Source organism: Thiobacter sp. AK1 (assembly GCF_039822265.1).
Lineage (GTDB): Bacteria > Pseudomonadota > Gammaproteobacteria > Burkholderiales > Thiobacteraceae > Thiobacter > Thiobacter aerophilum.
Map to the genome: position 1 here is coordinate 1 of NZ_JBAJEX010000005.1, position 18,847 is coordinate 18,847.

Below are 18,847 nucleotides of genomic sequence, written 5' to 3' on the forward strand. Positions count from 1 at the left end.
TGGATGATGCCACCAACGAGCACTATTCGATGTTCTTCGTCGAGGAGGAAGGCACGGCATCCTCCTTTCTGGGGGTCAAGGAGGTGATCGAAGCCCGCGGCCTGTTTGCCTCACTCTACACTGACCGCGGCAGCCACTACTGGCACACGCCAGAGGCCGGCGGCAAGGTGGACAAGCACAACCTCACCCAGTTCGGGCGGGCGATGCGCCAGCTTGGCATCGAGATGATCCCCGCCTACTCGCCAGAGGCGCGCGGGCGGTCGGAGCGGATGTTTCGCACCCATCAGGATCGGCTGCCCAAGGAGTTGGCCGCGGCGGGCATCACCGACATGGCGGCGGCCAATCGCTACCTCAGGGAAGTCTATTTGCCGGCCTTCAATGCCGAGTTCCTGCAGCCTGCCCAGGAAGAAGGGTCAGCCTTTGTGCCCTGGATCGGGGGCGATCTGGATGACATCCTGTGCGAGCAGTAGGAGCGGGTGGTGGGGAAAGATAACTGTGTGGCCTTCGAGGGGATGAAGCTGCAAATCCCCGCCGACCGCCACCGCATGCATTACGTCAAGGTGAAGGTGCGGGTGCACCGTTACCTGGATGGAAAAGTCGCCCTCTTCCACGGCCCGCGCTGCCTGGCTCGTTACGATGCCCAAGGGCAGTTGCTCAAACCCAAGTTGCAGACTGCAGCAAAGGTCCGCCGCGGCACCTGACTGTGGGACACCTTCCCACAGGGGAAAAGCGGACAGTTTACGTGCTTTAAGACCGGACAGTTCTATTTGTTGACAACACTTTTTTTCTTCACTGGGCGGTCTCAAGCCCCGCCCACAGGAAGTTCACTGCCAGGCTTAAGGAAGGCCCTACAGCGGCGGTCCTGGACGGGCCGGAAAGACGGGCGAGGGCCTGTCGATGGCCGGCTCAGCCATAGAGGATGCTCACCGCATCCTCGCTAAGCCAGGCCCGCAGGCCTTCCAAGAGCCCGTCGTCCAGTTGAACCCGCCAGGCGTTGCCCAGCGCGAGCTCGCACTGCCCCACCCCATTGTGGTAGCGCACCAGTACCGGGCAGCCGGTCGGCTCCTCCGTGGGCGTGACGGCCTGGCGGTAGGGGGCGAGCAGTTCACGTAGCTTCTCCGCGCTGGCCTGACCGTTCATGGAAAGGCAAATGCCGCGCGCGAAACGGGTGCGCGCCTCGGTCATGCCATAGAGGCGCTCGGCACTGACGCGTAGCCCCCCGGAATATTCGTCCCGGCTCACCTTGCCCTCCACCACCAGGAGCTGGTCCTCGCGCAGCAGCTCCCGGTATTTCTCGTAGAGCTCGTTGAATACCGCGACTTCCACCTGGGCCTCGCCATCGTCCAAGACGACGAAAGCCATCTTGCCGCGGCGGGTCATCATCGTGCGGATGGAGTAGATGATGCCCGCAAGGAGCTGTTTTTCCGGTTGCGGCGCGAGCTTGCCAAGGCGGGTCTTGACGAAGGCGGCCACCTCCTCGCGATAGGCGTCGAAGGGATGACCGCTCAGATAGAAGCCCAGGCTTTTCTTTTCGTGTTGCAATAGCGCCTTCTTGGACCAGCGGGGCACGTCCACCAGGGCTTCTTCCGCGCGCGGGCCCTGGCTTTCCTCCAGCCCGAACAGGCTTGCCTGGCGGGCATGGGCCGCCGCCCGCTCTGCCGCTTCTAGGGCCTGGCCCACCGAGGCCAGAAGGCTCGCGCGGTGATCATTGATGCCATCGAAGGCGCCCGCCAGGATCAGCGCTTCGATCACGCGCCGGTTCACCTGACGGCGATCCACGCGCCGACAGAAGTCGAACAGACCGGTGAAAGGTCCGCCCGCCTCGCGCGCGCGGACGATGGCCTCGATGGCGGCCTCGCCGGTGCCCTTGATCGCCCCCAGACCATAGCGGATGCGACGCCCATCCAGAGGCAGGAAGCGATAGTCGCTGGCGTTGATGTCCGGCGGCAAGATCTCTAGGCCGTTTTCCAGACAATCGCTGTAGAGGTTGAACACCTTGTCGGTGTCGCCCATGTCGGCGGTGAGGGTCGCCGCCATGAAGGCCGCGGGATGGTGGGCCTTGAGATAGGCGGTCTGGTAGGCCACCAGGGCATAAGCTGCCGAGTGGGACTTGTTGAAACCATACTCGGCAAACTTTTCCATTAGATTGAACAGCTCGGTGGCAAGCTTCTCGTCCACGCCCCGCTCTACCGCCCCTTGCACGAAGATGGAACGGTGCTTGGCCATTTCCTCCGGCTTTTTCTTGCCCATGGCGCGCCGCAGCATGTCCGCGGCACCGAGGGTATAGCCGCCCAGGATCTGGGCGATCTGCATCACCTGTTCCTGATAGACGATGACGCCATAAGTAGGCTTGAGCACCGCTTCCAGCTTGGGATGCATGTAGTCCACCTTGGCCCGCCCGTGCTTGCGGTTGATGAAGTCGTCCACCATGCCCGACTGGAGCGGACCCGGACGAAATAAGGCCACCAAGGCGATAATGTCCTCGAAGGTGTCCGGCTTAAGACGCCGGATCAAGTCCTTCATGCCACGGCTTTCCAGCTGGAACACGGCAGTGGTGTTGCAAGCCTTGAGGAGCTCATAGGTAGCGGGATCATCGAGGGGAATGCTCTCGACGCGGAAGTGGGCATCAGCCGCCCCGAGCGCCAGCTCGCGCACGAATTTCACCGCCCAGTCGATGATGGTCAGGGTGCGCAGGCCCAAAAAGTCGAACTTCACCAGGCCCACTGCTTCCACATCGTCCTTGTCGAACTGACTCACCACCGAGTCCGATCCCTGGGCGCTATAAATGGGGCAGAAATCCGTGATGCGTCCCGGCGCAATCAGCACGCCGCCCGCGTGCATGCCCACGTTGCGCGTGAGTTCCTCCAGCTTACGCGCCAGGTCGATCAGGCTACGCACCTCTTCTTCATTCTCGTAGCGCTCCTTGAGCTGGGGCTCCATTTCCAGCGCCTTGTCGAGTGGCACTGGCTTCACCCCTTCCACCGGGATCAGCTTGGAGAGTTGGTCGCAAAAGTTGTAAGGCAGGTCCATCACCCGCCCCACGTCACGGATCACCGACTTGGACCCGAGCGTGCCGAAGGTGGCGATCTGGGACACGCTCTGTTCGCCATAGCGCCGGCGCACGTAGTCGATCACGCGGTCGCGCCCGTCCTGGCAGAAATCCACGTCGAAGTCCGGCATGGACACCCGTTCCGGGTTGAGGAAGCGCTCGAACAGGAGGTCGTAGCGCAATGGATCGAGGTCGGTGATACCCAGGCAGTAGGCCACCAGCGAGCCCGCACCCGAGCCACGACCCGGGCCCACCGGCACGCCGTTGTCCTTGGCCCAGTTGATGAAGTCGGCCACGATCAGGAAATAGCCCGGAAATCCCATCTGGATGATGGTCTGGGTCTCAAAGGCGAGCCGCTCCTCGTAGCGCGGGCGCACTGCTTCGCGCGCCGCGGCATCGGGATAGCGCTCGGCGAGCCTGCGCTCTAGCCCCCGGCGGGCTTCCTGCACCAGATATTCGTCCAGACTCACGCCAGGCGGCGTGGGAAACTGCGGCAGCTTGGGCTTGCCCAGCTCGATGGTGAAATTGCAGCGCTTGGCGATTTCCACGCTGTTGGCGAGGGCCTCAGGAACGTCCGCGAACAGCGCCGCCATCTCCGCCTGGGTCTTGAAATACTGTTCCTGGGTGAAGGGGCGCGGCCGGCGCGGGTCGCCCAGCACGTAACCTTCAGCGATACACACGCGCGCCTCGTGCGCCTGAAAATCGTCACGCCGCATGAACTGGATGGGATGTGTGGCCACGACCGGCAGGGCCAGCGCGCGCGCCAAGCTCAGCGCGAAATGCACATGGCTGTCTGCCTGGGGCGTGCCAGGCCGCTGCAGCTCCAGATAAAAGGCATTCGGGAACCACGCCGCCCACTCCATGGCGAGCTGGCGGGCTCGCTCCCAGTTCTGTGCGAGCAACGCCTGGCCCACATCGCCAAGATGGGCGCCAGACAGGGCGATCAGCCCTTCACCGCCGCCGGCGGCAAACCATTCCCGGCGCAGCTCCGCGCGACCCCGGTAGACATTCTCGCGGTAGGCGCGGGAAAGAAGTTCGCATAGCCGGTGATAGCCCGAGCGGTTGCGGCACAGCAGCAGCAGGCGATGCGGCTGGTCACGGTTGGCCTCGTTGGTGACCCAGACATCGCAGCCGATGATGGGCTTCACGCCCCGGCTGCGGGCGGCCTTGTAAAACTTCACCAGCGCGAAGACGTTGCCGAGATCCGTGAGCGCCAGTGCCGGCATGGCATCCGCCCGCGCTTGCTCGACTGCATCGTCCACCCGCACGATGCCGTCCACTACGGAGAACTCGGAATGCAGGCGCAGATGGACGAAAGTGGGATCCGGCATGGGGTAGAATTTTACTCTCTTTGCACCATCCACCTGCCCGTTTCCGCGCACTTCCCATGCCGCCCAGCCCCGAACTGCTCTCCCCCGCCGGCAGCCTGGAAAAAATGCGCTACGCCTTCGCGTACGGCGCGGACGCGGTATATGCCGGCCAGCCGCGGTACAGCCTGCGCGTGCGCAACAACGAATTCGACTTGGACCAGTTGGCCGCCGGCATTAAGGAAGCACACCGGCTGGGCAAGAAGTTCTACGTGGCCAGCAACCTCATGCCCCACAACGCCAAGGTGAAGACCTATGCTGCCGACATGGCACCGGTCATCGCCATGGGCCCCGACGCGTTGATCATGGCCGATCCCGGTTTGATCATGCTGGTGCGGGAAAAGTGGCCTGACATGCCCATCCATCTCTCGGTACAGGCCAACACGGTGAACTACGCCGCAGTGCGCTTCTGGCAGCGCCTGGGCTTGAAGCGGGTGATCCTGTCGCGCGAGCTGTCCCTCGACGAGATCGCCGAGATCCGGCAACGCTGCCCCGACATGGAACTGGAAGTGTTCGTGCACGGGGCACTGTGCATTGCCTATTCCGGTCGCTGTCTGCTTTCGGGCTATTTCAACCACCGCGACCCCAACCAGGGCACCTGCACCAATGCCTGCCGCTGGGATTACAAGGTGCATGCGGCGGCCGAGACCGACAGCGGCGACTGGCAGAAAATCGACTTCGATTACTCTTCCGCCTTTCAGGCGCCTGCCTTCGCGCAATGCGGTGGGCAGCCGCGCCATCCCCTTGCCGATCAGGTCTATCTGGTCGAGGAAGGTGAGCGACCCGGCGAGCTCATGCCCATCCTGGAGGACGAGCACGGCACTTATATCCTGAACTCGCGGGATCTGCGCGCCATCGAACACGTGGCCCGGCTGGTGGAAATTGGCGTAGATGCCCTCAAGATCGAGGGTCGCACCAAGTCCGTTTACTATGTGGCACGCACGGCCCAGGCCTATCGCCGCGCCATCGACGACGCCCACGCCGGCCGGCCCTTCGATCCTAGCCTGCTGGCGAGCCTGGAAGGGCTCGCCAATCGCGGCTATACCGACGGCTTCTACCAGCGCCATCACAGCGCGGAATACCAGAACTACCTACGCGGCCACTCGCAATCCGGACGTAGCCAGTACGTGGGCCGCGTCGCCACCCAGGATGCCGCCGGCTGGGCGGAAATCGAGGTGAAGAATCGCTTCACACTGGGCGACTGGCTGGAACTGCTGACCCCCGCCGGCAATCACCGGCTCCTGCTCACGCACATGGAAGACTTGGACGGCGCGCCCCTAGAAGTTGCGCCAGGATCCGGCCACCGCGTGCGCATTCCGCTGCCGGTCCCGGCTCCCATGGGGCTGGTGGCAAGAATGCTGGCGTAGGCGCGCCCCCGTCCGCCGCGCGGCCAGACGAAGGCTTCGCCGGTTATGGGCCGAAAGTCTCCCCTGCGGCTGCCGCATCCAGAAACACATCGACACCCGTTGCCGGCCTGATGGCCGCCGCGGGAATGGACTCGCCGCGCCGCCAGCGCGCCACAGCTTCGCGCTTGGCTGCCCCCGTCACCAGAAACCACACGCCGCGCGCGCGAGACAGCCGCGCGGCGGAAAGGGAGACACGCGCCGGTGGCGGCTTGGGCGCATCCTCGATGGCCAACACGTCCGCGGCTGCGGGCCCCTCGCCCCAGTCCCGCTCCGGAAAGAGGCTGGCGGTATGCCCATCCTCTCCGAGCCCCAAAAGCACCAGGTCGAACTCGCCCATGCCCGCCAGTGCGCGTCGATAGGCTTCCACCGCGGCATGCAAGCCTCGCTCCGTGGGAATGACGTGAATCTGCGCAGGCGGAATCGGCACGTGGTCGAGCCAGGCCATACGCGCCATGACGCTGTTGCGCTCGGGGTGGGCCGCGGGCAGCACACGTTCGTCGCCGAACCAAATGTGCCAACGCGACCAGTCGGCGCGCGCATCCACCAGCGAGGTGTAGAGAAGTCGTGGCGTGGCACCGCCGGCCAACACCAGGTGGAAGGCGCCCCGCCCGCGGATGGCCGCATCGGCCGCAGCAAGCAAGCGCCGCCGCGCCTCGGCGGCCACAGTGGCGGCGTCCTTGAGCACGTGCCAACGTGTCTGCATCAGGCCATCACACTTCGTTACGCCACTCTTGATCCTCGCCGTCGAACAGCCGGTTGGCCTCCTGCAGTCCCCAGCTGCCGGCAGGATAGGTGTGGATGTAATCGCGCTCCATGGCCCAGTGCTTGAGGATGGGGTCCACCACGCGCCAGGCCCATTCCACCTCGTCGTAACGCAAGAACAGGGTGCGGTCGCCCTCGATGACGTCCAAGAGCAGATTTTCGTAAGCATCCAGGGATTTGGCGCCGGGCTCCTGGTAGAAGGCGTTCATTTTCAGAATCCGCGTCTGCATCTCCAACCCCGGTTGCTTGACGTGCACTTCCATATGCATGCTTTCCTCGGGCTGCAAGGACAGCACGATCCAGTTGGGCGCGATAGAGGTGAGCGGTGTTTCGCGAAACAGCTGCTGCGGCGGGTGTTTGAAGCGGATCGCGATCAGCGAGAGTTGCCGCGCCATGCGCTTGCCAGTGCGCAGATAGAACGGCACGTCGCGCCAACGCCAGTTGTCGATGTAGAACTTGGCGGCGACGAAGGTCTCGGTCACGGAGCCCGGCTCCACGCCCTCCTCGTCCTGGTAGCCCGGCACGGGTTCGCCATCGATAAACCCCGCCGCGTACTGGGCGCGGAAGGCATGGGCGTTGACCGAGCGCTTGGAAATAGGGCGGATGGAGCGCAGTACTTTCACCTTCTCGTCGCGCACAGCGTCGGCGTCCATGTTGGCCGGCGGCTCCATGGCCACCACGGTGAGCAACTGCATGAGGTGATTCTGCAGCATGTCGCGCAGCGCACCGGCCCGCTCGTAATAATCGGCGCGCTTGCCAATGCCCACCTGCTCGGCGACGGTGATCTGCACGTGGTCGATGAAATTGCGGTTCCACAAGGGTTCGATCAACGTATTGGCGAAGCGGAACACCAGCAGGTTCTGCACTGTTTCCTTGCCCAGGTAGTGGTCGATGCGATACACCTGCTCCTCGTCGAAATACCGGTGCAGCACCTGATTCAGCATCTCGGCGCTCTCGATGTCCTCGCCGAAGGGTTTTTCCACGACGATCCGATGCAGGCCGCGCGGCTTGTTCAGCCCGGCACGGTCCAGATTGTTGATCACCGCCGTGAATTCCGCTGGCTTGATGGCGAGATAAAACACGACGTTAGTGCAGGCGCCCATCTTGGGCGTAGCGAGCGCCTGCTTTAGCTTCTCGTAGTCCGCACGATTGTGCAGCTCGCCTTCAACATAGGTGAAACGCTGAGCGAATTTGTCGAACAAGGCCGGATCGAAGCGTTCCTTGAGCTTGCGCTCCAGCGCCTCGCGCATGAAGGCATGCCAGTCGGCATCCGTGAACGGCCGACGACCGAAGGCGAACAGGCTCATATGGGGCGGCAATCGTTGAGCCCCCTCCAGATGGTAGAGCGCAGGCAAAAGCTTGGTCTGGGACAGATTGCCCGTGGAGCCGAAGATGACGAAGCTGCAGGGTGTGTCGGGACCACCGTTCGCGTTCATTTTTCCCCTCCGGTCTTCACCGCGTGCCCGCCGAAGCCCTTACGCATCATGGCCAGTAGACGTGCGGGGAAATCGTTGCGGCCTTGGGTAGCGAAGCGCATCATCAATGCCATCGTCATTACAGGCGTGGGCACACCCTGTTCCACCGCTTCCAGTGCCGTCCAGCGGCCCTCACCGGAATCCGGCACATAAGGTGCGATGTCGGCCAGCTGCTGATCCTCGGCCAGCGCTTGCGCGGTGAGATCGAGCAGCCACGAACGCACCACGCTGCCATGGCGCCATAGTTCGGCGATGGCGGCGAGGTTGAGTCCGAACTCGCTTTTCGCCTCGAGCAGGGCAAAACCTTCCGCCAGGGCCTGCATCATGCCGTACTCGATTCCGTTGTGGATCATCTTGGTGAAATGGCCTGCGCCCACGGGCCCGCAGTGCAGCCAACCGGTATCGGGTGTTGGCGCGAGCACGCGCATGTAGGGAATGACGCGCGCCGCCGCTTCGGGCTCGCCCCCAAACATCAAGCAATAGCCATTGCCAAGACCCCAGATGCCACCAGAAACGCCGCAGTCGATGAACTCAAGCCCCCGCGCCGCAAGCGCTTTCGCATGCCGGATCGCGTCGCGGTAATAGCCGTTGGCGCCATCGACAATGAGATCGCCAGGCGTAGCCAAGGCCGCCAGCCGCTCGATGGCCTCGTCGGTGGCTTGCCCTGCCGGCAACATCAGCCAGACGACGCGCGGTGCGGGCAGCGCCGCCAGCAGTTGCTCGAAACTCGCCGCGGCTTGAGCGCCGGTTTCACGCGCCAGGGCCTCGGTGACCTCGAAGCTGCGATTCCACGCCACCACCTCGATCCCGCCGCGCCGCAGACGGCGTGCCATATTGCCGCCCATGCGGCCCAAACCCACCATGCCTATCTTCATCAAGTTTCCTTTCCTGTTGAGCATTACGTAAGTAGATGACACCTTTGTGTCGTCCCCCCGAAAGCGGGGACCCAGAAGATGGCGAGGAATACTCTGGATTCCCGCTTTCCCGGGAGTGACAGTTTACTTACGCAGCCTGTCGACTACCGACGTAACGCTCAATGATTGCGCAAACGAGAGATTTGTCTTTTGCCCGTCTTTGCTGCGGCGCGCGCCGCACCGCGGCAAATCTGGGATAATTCAGCATCCACTATAGAAAAACAACAAGCGCCGCCGGAATGCCTCTGTCCATTCTTTTCGTCACTTCGGAAATCCATCCCCTGATCAAGACCGGCGGGCTTGCCGATGTATCGGCCGCATTGCCAGCCGCACAGCGGGCATTGGGTGCCGATGCGCGGGTGCTGGTGCCGGGCTATCGTCAGGTGCTCGCCCGCCTGCCACAAGCCCGCCCCGTGGCCTGGTTCGATCATCCCTACGTCACCGGACAGGTGGAGCTGCGGCAAGCGCACCTGCCAGGTCGTGACGTCCCCCTCTATATCGTCGTCTGGGATGCCTACTTTAACCGCGACGGCGGGCCCTACCAGGCTCCGGATGGGCGCGACTGGCCAGACAATGCCTTCCGCTTTGGCCTGCTCTCCCATGCCGCGGCCCTGCTCGCCTCGAACGCGAACCTGCTACCGGACTGGCGCCCCCATATCCTTCACTGCAATGACTGGCAGACGGGGCTTGCGCCTGCTTATCTGCACTACCTAGGTGGTGTGCCGACGGTGATGACCATCCACAATCTCGCCTACCAGGGCAATTTCGACGCGGGGCTGCTCGAGCCGCTGCGCCTGCCGCCAGAAAGCTTCAGCTTGCATGGCCTGGAATATTACGGCCATCTCTCCTTCCTCAAGGCGGGACTTTACTACGCCGACTGGCTCACCACGGTGAGCCCCACCTACGCGCGAGAAATCCAGCACGAAACGCTGGGCTTTGGCATGCATGGTCTGCTGTGGGCACGCCGCGAGCGGCTCACGGGCATCCTCAACGGCATCGACGTGCGCGAGTGGGATCCGGCCCATGATCCCCACCTGCCCGCACCCTTCAGCGCCGATCATCTGGAGGGCAAACAGGTTTGCAAGCGCGTCCTGCAGGAACGCCTCGGGCTTGCCGCGCAGGCAAACCGTCCGCTACTCGCCGTGATCTCCCGCATCACCTACCAGAAGGGATCCGATGTGGTGCTCGCCATTACGCCGGAAATCCTGCGCCTGGGCGCACAAGTCGCGGTGTTGGGCGCCGGCGAAACGGAGCTCGAGACGGCGCTACGCGCCTTGGCCACACGGTATCCGGGTCAGCTTTCCGTCACCATCGGCTTCGACGAGGGGCTGTCCCATCTCATGGAAGCAGGCGCCGACATCTTCCTCATGCCGTCCCGTTACGAACCCTGCGGCCTGAATCAGATGTACAGCCAGCGCTACGGCACGCCGCCGGTGGTGCATGCCACCGGCGGACTGGCCGACACCGTGGTCGACGCCAATCCTGAAAACCTCGCCGCCGGCACGGCCACCGGCTTCATCTTCCATGACATGCACTACGCCACCGTGCTGGAAGGCGTCCGGCGTGCCCTGGATGCCTGGCAAGAGCGGCCGGTTTGGCGGCGCATCCAGCAGGCAGGCATGCGCATGGATTTCTCCTGGGAAAAAAGTGCGCGCGCCTATCTCGACCTCTACCAGCGCCTGCTGGCGCGCTGAACGACGACCCACGACGCGCCCGGACCGAGTATCATTGCCCAAGCACCTTCCGGAACGCCCCATGTCCCCGCCCTCCGTCGCCGATCTCGCCCGCGCCACCTTGCTCGCCCTGGCTGAGCGCCAGCTTCCCGCTACGCCCGAGAATTACGCGCGCGTGTATGCCGAGATGGCGGGCAAGCCTGCCACCGCATCGCAGCAACCCCTCAGCCATGCCTCTAGCAACATCGTAGCGATGGTGCGGCAGCTGGTGGACAGGATCATCCACCGCACAGCCAGCCTGAGCGAGGAATTGCAAGCCAGGAATGCGGACATCCGCGGCACGGTGGACGAGCTGGGTAGCGCCGAGGAGAAGGAACTGATCCTGCGCCTGGCGCAGGCCATCACGGAAAAGGCAGACTTGATCCACCTGTCGGTGGTGCAGACCCAGAACGAGCTGGCAGCAACCCGTTCCACCCTGGAGCGCATGGGCTGCGAGCTCAGCGAGACTCGCCAGTCGCTGCTGGAGGACGCCCTCACCGGCGCCCAAAACCGGCGCGGCATGGATGCGCTACTCATGCGTGAAGTGGCGCGCGTGCGCCGCCACGGCGGCCGCCTCACAGTGGCCATGATCGACATCGACCACTTCAAGGAAGTGAACGACCGGTTCGGTCACGATGCGGGCGATGCCCTGCTCGCCCACATCGGCATGGTGGCCCGCTCGGTGCTAAGGGAATCGGACGCCCTGGTGCGCTACGGTGGCGAGGAGTTTCTGCTGATCCTGCCGGATGCCGACATCCAGGGAGCCGGGTTCGTAGTGGACCGACTGCGTGAGATGATCGCCCGCTCGCCCCTTCTCTACGACCAGCACCCCATCGCGATCACCTTCAGTTGCGGCATCGCCTGCCTCGCGGAGGGCGAGAACGGGCACAGCCTCGTGCTGCGGGCCGACCGGGCGCTCTATGACGCCAAGCGCGCCGGGCGCAATTGCACCCACATCGCGAACTAGGCGCGCTTCACAGCCAGACCATCAGTCCCATCTCCAGCGGATGGGTGAGCAAGGCGTGGGCCGGGTAGGCGCGGATGCGATAATCGAGCCGTCCACACAGGCTGGGCGCGAGATCCAAGACGAAGCGGTGCTCGCCCGTTTCCGAATCCACCCGGTCGAAGCTGAACCGGTAGTGGTGCGCGTCCTTGATGTGATACTTGTTGGCGCGCGTCATCAGCATCTCCACCACCACGTCTGCCGGATCCAGCCCATTGAGCCGGGCCGCCACTTCGAAGCGCACCTCGTCCCCGAAGCGGATGCGTCGCTTCGGCGTATCCACCCGCCGCAGGGCCACCCCACCCCAAGCCGCACGCACCCGCTCTTTCCAAGCCGCCAACGTGCGCGCGTTGGCAAAGCCGCTTTCCGCATAACGACGCCCTGCCTTGGCCGCGGGTAGATAGAACCGACTGACATACTCCCCCACCATGCGACCCGAATTGAAACGTGGCAGCAGCGTGGCAATGGAAGTCTTGGCCATCTTCACCCATTCCGGTGAATAGCCGAACTTGTCGCGCTTGTAGTAGAGCGGGATCACCTGGTCCTGAAGCAGCTCATAGAGCGTCTGGCTATCCTCCTTGTTGCGCCGGTACTCGTCCATGTTCTCTGGCGCCGGTTTGATGGCCCAGCCATTCTTGCCGTCATAGCCTTCGCCCCACCAGCCATCCAGCACAGACAGATTGAGCACGCCGTTGATGCCTGCTTTCATGCCCGATGTCCCGCTCGCCTCCAAGGGATAGATGGGATTGTTGAGCCAGACGTCCACGCCCGCCACCAGGCGCCGCGCCATGTTGAGGTCGTAGCCTTCGGCGAGCAGCACTTTGCCCACGAACTCGGGCATGTGCATGATGTGGTAAATCTGGCGGATCAGTTCCTGCCCTGGCTGGTCGGCGGGATGGGCCTTGCCGGCGAAGATGAACAGCACCGGCCGCTCGCCATCGGCGAGGATCTCGCGCAGCCAGTCCAGGTTCTCGAACAGCAAGGTCGCGCGCTTATAGGTGGCGAAGCGGCGCGCAAACCCGATGGTGAGCACGTTGGGATTGGCGGGATCTGCATGGCGAAACATGCGGTCCAGATGGGCCTGGGAACCGTGGTTACGCAGGTGCTGATGGGCAATGCGATGGCGCACCAACTGAAGCATCTGCGACTTGAGGGATTGGTGCACGCTCCAGAACAGATGATCCGGAATCTGGTCGATCTTGGCCCAGTAGCTCACGTCCGACATGCGGTGGCGCCATTCGTAGCCCAGGAACTGGTCGAACAGCTCGGCCCATTCCAGCGCCAGGAAGGTGGGCACGTGCACGCCGTTGGTGACGTAGCTCATGGGGTTTTCCGCGGGGTCAATCTGCGGCCAGAGATCGGCGCAGATGCGCGCGGACACCTCCCCATGTATGCGCGAAACACCGTTGTGATGCCGAGAGCCACGGATGGCCAGCGCCGTCATATTGAAATCCGGCGCGTCATCCTTGCGCCCCAGCGCAATGAATTCCTCCCGGCTCAGACCGAGCTCCGGCAGGAAATCCCGGAAATAAGTCTCGATCATGTCCTGGGCGAAATGGTCGTGGCCGGCCGGCACCGGCGTGTGGGTGGTGAACACCGTGTTGACGGCCACCGCCTCCAGCGCGCTGGCAAAATCCAGGCCACCGGCGCGCAGCATCCGGATGCGCTCTAGGATCAGGAAGGCGGCATGACCTTCGTTGATATGCCACACCGTGGGCTTGAGCCCCATGGCGGTCAGGGCACGCGGGCCACCAATGCCTAGGATGATTTCCTGGCGGATGCGGGTATGCCGGTCACCGCCATAGAGCTGGTGGGTGATGTCCCGGTCCTCTGGCGTGTTTTCTTCCAGATCCGTGTCCAGCAAAAGCAGCCGCACGTGCCCAATGGTGGCTTCCCACACCTTGACCGCTACCTGCCGTCCGGCGAGGGGCACCTTTACGTGTAGCTCGCTACCATCGTCCTGGCGCACTGGTTGAACGGGCAGATCGTCGAAGTCGGCGTCGTAGTAAGTGGCGACCTGCTGGCCCTCGCTGTTGATGGTCTGCGTGAAATAGCCCTGGCGGTAGAGCAGGCCCACGGCGACGAAGGGCAGCCGCATGTCGCTCGCCGCCTTGCAATGATCCCCTGCCAGGATGCCCAAGCCACCCGAGTAGATGGGGAAGCTTTCGTGCAGTCCAAACTCGAAACAAAAATATGCCACCAGATCCTGCTCGCGCAGGGTTTCCTGTCCCGTAGGGCGCATGGGTTCCGCGTGATAGGTGTCGTAGGCAGACAGCACGCGGTTGTAGGTGGCGAGGAACACTTGATCGTCCACCGCGTCCACCAGGCGCTGCTCGTCGATGCGGCGCAAGAACAGTTTGGGATTGTGCCCCACCGCATCCCACAGACCGGGATGCAGACGCGCGAACAAAGTACGCGTGGGACGGTCCCAGCTGTACCAGAGATTGGTGGCGAGTTCCTCGAGCCGCGCCAGGCGGCGCGGAATTTTCGGATTCACCTCGATGGTGAAGGTATGGCCATTGCTCATGACTGCTCCGCTCGTGAAGGCTCAATCGTGGAGGGATGCCACCGTCGGCGCGGCGCAAGCCTTGCGCCAAGCGCGCAACCGGCGCCGCGGCGGCATCAAGCCTTGATGAAATGCTCCCGGTAATACTTGAGTTCGTTGATGGATTCGTAAATGTCGGCCAGCGCCGTGTGTTTGCCTTCCTTCACCACACCCGAGGCAATCTCCGGCTTCCAGCGCTTGACCAGCTCTTTGAGCGTGCTCACGTCCAGGTTGCGGTAGTGGAAATAGGCTTCCAGTTTTGGCATGTAGCGGGCGAGGAAGCGACGGTCCTGGCAGATGGAATTGCCGCACATGGGCGACTTGCCCGCCGGCACCAGCGGCTCCAGGAAGGCAATCATCTGCGCCTCGACCTCTGCCTCGCTGAGGGTGGAGCCGCGCACCCGATCGATCAGCCCGCTCTTGCCATGGGTGCTCCTGTTCCAGTCATCCATGGCATCGAGCACCTCCTCCGGTTGGTGCACCGCCAGCGCCGGCGATTCCGCCAGCACGTTGAGCTGGGCATCGGTCACCACCAGCGCCACTTCGATGATGCGGTTTTGCTCCGGATGCAGCCCGGTCATTTCCATGTCGATCCAGATCAGGTGATTCTCGTTTGGCGCCTGTGCCATAATTTCCGTTCTCTTCCGGGCCCGGAAAAACCCTTTTCCAAGCCATGATTATCCCTGCGCAAATAGTGACGGCTGTATTCTTGTCCGCCTTGACGATCGCCGTGCTCCTGCAGTTGTGGCTCGCACGCCGTCACATCGCGCACATTCTAGCGCATCGCGATCGCGTGCCGGCGGCCTTTGCCGAACGCATCACCCTTGCGGACCATCAGAAAGCCGCGGACTACACCGTCGCCAGAACACGTCTGAACATGGTGCAGGCGGGGGTGGATGCGCTGCTGGTGCTCGCGCTCACCCTGGGTGGTGGCCTCGACGCGCTGGATGGCTTCTGGCGTAGCGTGATGGAGACGGAACACATGCGCGGTCCGATCGTCATCATCAACGTGATGCTCCTGCTCGGTCTAGCGGAGCTGCCCTTCTCGGCCTACCGCACCTTCGTGATCGATGCCCGTTTCGGCTTCAACCGCATGACGCCGGCGCTGTTCGTGGCGGATCTGGTGAAAGGCGCTCTGGTCATGCTTGTGCTGGGACTGCCCCTGCTTCTGGTGCTGCTGTGGCTGATGCACACCATGGGTGAGCACTGGTGGCTCTATGCCTGGGGTGTGTGGGTGGCCTTCAACCTGCTGGTGCTCTTCCTCTATCCCACCGTGATCGCGCCCCTATTCAATCGCTTCACGCCGCTGCCCGAGGGCGCACTCAAACGGCGCATCGAAGCCTTGCTGCAACGCTGCGGCTTTACCCAGCGCGGCCTTTACGTGATGGACGGCTCGCGCCGCACCAGCCATGGCAACGCCTATTTCACCGGTCTGGGCAAAGCCAAGCGCATCGTCTTCTACGACACCCTGCTGGAAAAGCTCTCACCGGAAGAGGTAGAAGCGGTGCTCGCCCACGAACTGGGCCATTTCAAGCACCGGCACGTGGTCAAGCGCCTGGCCTGGGTGTTCGCCGCCAGTCTCGCCGCACTCTGGCTGTTGGCTCACCTGATCGAGGCGGAAGGCTTCTTCGCGGGCTTGGGGGTGAGCCACCCTTCGGCCTATCTGGGACTTACCCTGTTCATGCTGGTGGCGCCGGTGTTCGGGTTCCTGCTGCACCCGCTCATCGCCCTCTATTCCCGCCGTCACGAGTTCGAGGCCGATGCCTTCGCCGCCCACCACGCCAGCGCCACCGCCCTCGTGCGCGCCCTCACCAAGCTCTACCAGGACAACGCCGCCACGCTCACCCCAGATTCGCTCTACTCCACCTTCTACGACTCACACCCACCCGCGGCGCTACGTATCGGCCGCCTGGAAACCGCTGCCACCCACTGAAGGAGTTCGCCATGCGTCTTCTGCCTCTCACCCTGCTTTTCATCACGGCCGCAGCCGTCCACGCCCAGCCCTTCGCGGGCGGCGACGTGCAAAAAGGCAAGGCCCTGCACGATGCCAAGTGCACTGCCTGTCACATTTCCCTCTTTGGTGGCGATGGCTCCGGCATTTACACGCGCGCCGACCGCAAGGTGAAAAGCGCCTCCGCCTTGGCTTCTCGTATCTCGGCCTGCAACGCCAATACCGGCGCCGGCTGGTTTCCCGAGGACGAGCGGCACGTGGGCGCCTATCTCAACCAGACTTTCTACCACTTCAAATGAGGAATCGAGCATGAGCACCGTCGTCTGCGATCTCACCAAGGGCCACTGCAAACCCTGCGAGGGAGGCGTACCGCCCCTCACGCCAGAGGAAATCCAAACCTACCTGGCTCAGGTGAAGGGCTGGGAACTGGACAATGGCGCCATCGCCAAGACCTATCAATTCAAGAACTACCACGAGACCATGGCCTTCGTGAACGCTACCGCCTGGATCTCCCACCGCGAAGACCACCACCCGGACCTGGAAGTGGGGTACAACAAGGTCACCGTGCGCTACATCACCCACGCCATCGGCGGCCTGTCCGAAAACGACTTTATCTGCGCCGCCAAGATCGACGCGCTGTTCGATCTCTGAGCGGCGAACCATGGCGCAAGGGCTCCTGCCGGGACGCGTCGTTGCCGCGCATGGCAAGCGCTACCAGGTCGAACTTGCCGACGGTCGCATTCTTGGCTGCGTCACACGCGGTAAGAAAACGGGCGTGGCCTGCGGCGACCGGGTACAGGTCCGACCCACCGGCAGCGCGCAAGGCGTGATCGAAAGCGTGGGGCCCCGTGAAAGTCTCCTCTATCGCTCCGATCCCTACCGCCAGAAGGTCCTTGCCGCCAATGTTACGCAAGTGATCGTCGTGGTGGCGGCCGTGCCGAGCTTTTACGAAGAACTGGTCAACCGGGCCTTGGTGGCCGCCGAGGCCGCACATCTCAGGAGCGTGATCGTCCTCAACAAGGCTGATCTATCGGAGACTGCGCAAGCGCAAGCCCGTCTGGCCCTGTACCACCAACTGGGTTATCCGCTGGTGAAGCTGTCCGCCACGCGCGATGTCTCGCCCCTGCACCCCCACCTCGCGCGCCAGGTGAGCGTGCTGGTGGGCCAGTCGGGCATGGGCAAATCAACCCTGGTGAACGCCCTGGTGCCGGGCGCCCACGCCGCCACGCGCGAAATTTCCCAGGCGCTCGACTCCGGCCGTCACACCACCACCCATGCCACGCTCTATCACTTGGATGGGGAAAGCGATCTCATCGATTCTCCCGGCCTGCAGGAATTTGGCCTCTACCATCTAAGCCCGGAGGAAGTGGCGCAAGCCTTCGTCGAATTCCGGCCCTACCTGGGGCGCTGCCGTTTCCACAACTGCCGGCATCTAGTGGAACCGGGCTGTGCCATCCTCGAAGCTGCCGAGAACGGCACCCTCTCGCCGCGGCGGCTCACCGCCTATCAGGCCATTGTGCGCGAACACCTCGACTGGCAGGCACGGCGTTACGCTTAAGCTCGCGGAAGCCTCCCCATCACCGGAGAGCACACGCCCGATCGCAGCTAAAGCCCCACAGGGTTGTCACCCGCCAGGCGGGTGAGAGGCGCTTTAGCGGCGATCCCGCGCAATGTCACGATTTGCGTAAGCAGCGGAGGGCCTGCACGCGTGTTGACCCGCTATACTTGCCAGCCATGGAAGCCAACGCCCCACTGCCTGTCCGACTGGCCGCCGTCTTGCGTCAGGTGGGTGAAATCGTCCTGGGCAAGGAACGGGAAATCCGTCTGGCCTGCGCCTGTCTGCTGGCGCGCGGCCATCTCCTCATCGAGGATCTGCCTGGCATGGGCAAAACGACCCTGGCGCAGGCGTTGGCCCGCACCCTGGGACTCGCCTTCAACCGCATCCAGTTCACCGCCGATCTGTTGCCCGCCGACATCGTTGGTGTTTCCGTGTGGGACCGCCAGGAAAACCGTTTCGTCTTCCATTCTGGCCCAGTGTTCGCGCAGGTCGTGGTGGCCGACGAGATCAATCGCGCCACGCCCAAGGCGCAGAGCGCGCTGCTGGAAGCCATGGAGGAACGTCAGGTCACAGTAGATGGCATCACACGCCGCTTGCCGGAACCATTCTTCGTGATCGCCACCCAGAATCCCCAGCACCAGGTCGGGACCTTTCCGTTGCCGGAATCCCAGCTCGACCGTTTCCTGATGCGCTTAAGCCTAGGCTATCCCGAAGCCAGTGCAGAACGCGCGCTGTTGGCGGGAACGGAGCGGCGTACGCTACTGGCGCAACTGTCCCCCTTGTTCGATGCCGCGAGCCTGATCACCGCCCAGGAGGAGGCGGCCCGCCTGTTCGTCGCCGAGGCTTTGCTGGATTACGTCCAGGCCCTGCTCGCCCATTCCCGCAGCGGCCCCTACGGCACAGGATTGTCGCCCCGCGCGGGGCGAGGCCTGGTGCAAGCTGCGCGCGCCCACGCCTACCTTTGCGGACGCGCGGCGGTGCTGCCGGAGGACGTGCAGGCCGTGCTGCCAGCGGTGGCCGGACACCGATTGCACGATCCCGCCGGCGCGCAAAGCGGCGAGGAACTGGCGGCTGCCCTGCTCGCCGCGGTCCCCCTGCCCTGATG

The 18,847-nt window shown here is 63.6% G+C and carries 16 protein-coding genes; 10 read left to right on the forward strand and 6 right to left on the reverse strand.

Features of this window, described 5'->3' with window-relative positions; translation table 11 throughout:
* Both V6E02_RS07355 and V6E02_RS07360 read left to right on the forward strand, forming a co-directional pair.
* A partial coding sequence (locus tag V6E02_RS07355) for a transposase family protein (RefSeq protein ID WP_488212600.1) occupies positions 1–470 on the forward strand: 470 nt, incomplete at its 5' end.
* 42 nt (positions 471–512) lie between these two features.
* Positions 513–701 carry a hypothetical protein gene (locus V6E02_RS07360; RefSeq protein WP_347308137.1) on the forward strand — a complete coding sequence of 63 codons (189 nt, stop codon included), beginning with the start codon at positions 513–515 and terminating at the stop codon, positions 699–701.
* 205 nt (positions 702–906) lie between these two features.
* On the opposite strand, the gene dnaE is transcribed toward V6E02_RS07360, so the two are convergent.
* Positions 907–4,380: a DNA polymerase III subunit alpha gene (gene dnaE / locus V6E02_RS07365; RefSeq protein ID WP_347308138.1), complete on the reverse strand. Its 3,474-nt coding sequence runs from the start codon at positions 4,378–4,380 to the stop codon at positions 907–909.
* Between the two features lie 56 nt (positions 4,381–4,436).
* Between dnaE and trhP the strand changes: the two genes are divergently transcribed.
* Positions 4,437–5,783, forward strand: a complete 1,347-nt coding sequence (gene trhP, locus V6E02_RS07370) for a prephenate-dependent tRNA uridine(34) hydroxylase TrhP (protein ID WP_347308139.1) — start codon at positions 4,437–4,439, stop codon at positions 5,781–5,783.
* Between the two features lie 43 nt (positions 5,784–5,826).
* Here the strand turns inward: trhP and pgl are convergent, their stop codons facing one another.
* From pgl to gnd, 3 genes are read right to left on the reverse strand one after another with little or no spacing between them, the layout of a single operon-like run.
* Complete coding sequence (gene pgl / locus V6E02_RS07375) at positions 5,827–6,525, reverse strand: 6-phosphogluconolactonase (RefSeq protein ID WP_347308140.1); 699 nt, start codon at positions 6,523–6,525, stop codon at positions 5,827–5,829.
* Positions 6,526–6,532: 7 nt separating this feature from the next.
* Positions 6,533–8,020: a glucose-6-phosphate dehydrogenase gene (gene zwf, locus V6E02_RS07380; protein ID WP_347308141.1), complete on the reverse strand. Its 1,488-nt coding sequence runs from the start codon at positions 8,018–8,020 to the stop codon at positions 6,533–6,535.
* The gene (gnd, locus tag V6E02_RS07385; protein ID WP_347308142.1) at positions 8,017–8,934 is read right to left on the reverse strand and encodes a phosphogluconate dehydrogenase (NAD(+)-dependent, decarboxylating); all 918 of its coding nucleotides are present in this window, start codon (positions 8,932–8,934) and stop codon (positions 8,017–8,019) included. Before gnd ends, zwf begins: the two co-directional genes overlap by 4 nt.
* Before the next feature lie 278 nt (positions 8,935–9,212).
* Between gnd and glgA the strand changes: the two genes are divergently transcribed.
* Together glgA and V6E02_RS07395 are read left to right on the forward strand one after the other, a co-directional pair.
* A complete protein-coding gene (glgA, locus tag V6E02_RS07390) occupies positions 9,213–10,667 on the forward strand; it encodes a glycogen synthase GlgA (protein WP_347308143.1) in 1,455 nt (484 codons plus the stop codon).
* Between the two features lie 61 nt (positions 10,668–10,728).
* Positions 10,729–11,652, forward strand: a complete 924-nt coding sequence (locus V6E02_RS07395; RefSeq protein ID WP_347308144.1) for a GGDEF domain-containing protein — start codon at positions 10,729–10,731, stop codon at positions 11,650–11,652.
* A gap of 7 nt (positions 11,653–11,659) precedes the next feature.
* On the opposite strand, the gene glgP is transcribed toward V6E02_RS07395, so the two are convergent.
* Both glgP and orn read right to left on the reverse strand, forming a co-directional pair.
* Positions 11,660–14,215, reverse strand: a complete 2,556-nt coding sequence (glgP, locus tag V6E02_RS07400; protein WP_347308145.1) for an alpha-glucan family phosphorylase — start codon at positions 14,213–14,215, stop codon at positions 11,660–11,662.
* 95 nt (positions 14,216–14,310) lie between these two features.
* A complete protein-coding gene (gene orn / locus V6E02_RS07405; RefSeq protein WP_347308146.1) occupies positions 14,311–14,862 on the reverse strand; it encodes an oligoribonuclease in 552 nt (183 codons plus the stop codon).
* A gap of 44 nt (positions 14,863–14,906) precedes the next feature.
* Here orn and V6E02_RS07410 point away from each other — a divergent pair, with 44 nt between their 5' ends.
* From V6E02_RS07410 to V6E02_RS07430, 5 genes are all read left to right on the forward strand, one after another.
* Positions 14,907–16,166, forward strand: a complete 1,260-nt coding sequence (locus tag V6E02_RS07410) for a M48 family metallopeptidase (protein ID WP_347308147.1) — start codon at positions 14,907–14,909, stop codon at positions 16,164–16,166.
* An 11-nt stretch (positions 16,167–16,177) separates the two neighbouring features.
* Positions 16,178–16,483 carry a cytochrome c family protein gene (locus V6E02_RS07415; RefSeq protein WP_347308148.1) on the forward strand — a complete coding sequence of 102 codons (306 nt, stop codon included), beginning with the start codon at positions 16,178–16,180 and terminating at the stop codon, positions 16,481–16,483.
* A gap of 10 nt (positions 16,484–16,493) precedes the next feature.
* The gene (locus V6E02_RS07420) at positions 16,494–16,835 is read left to right on the forward strand and encodes a 4a-hydroxytetrahydrobiopterin dehydratase (RefSeq protein WP_347308149.1); all 342 of its coding nucleotides are present in this window, start codon (positions 16,494–16,496) and stop codon (positions 16,833–16,835) included.
* Positions 16,836–16,845: 10 nt separating this feature from the next.
* Positions 16,846–17,742, forward strand: coding sequence for a ribosome small subunit-dependent GTPase A (rsgA, locus tag V6E02_RS07425; RefSeq protein ID WP_347308150.1), 897 nt, complete (start codon positions 16,846–16,848; stop codon positions 17,740–17,742).
* Between the two features lie 176 nt (positions 17,743–17,918).
* Positions 17,919–18,845 (forward strand): AAA family ATPase, encoded by a 927-nt coding sequence (locus V6E02_RS07430; RefSeq protein ID WP_430626782.1) that lies wholly within the window; start codon positions 17,919–17,921, stop codon positions 18,843–18,845.
* The last annotated feature ends 2 nt before the right edge of the window (positions 18,846–18,847 follow it).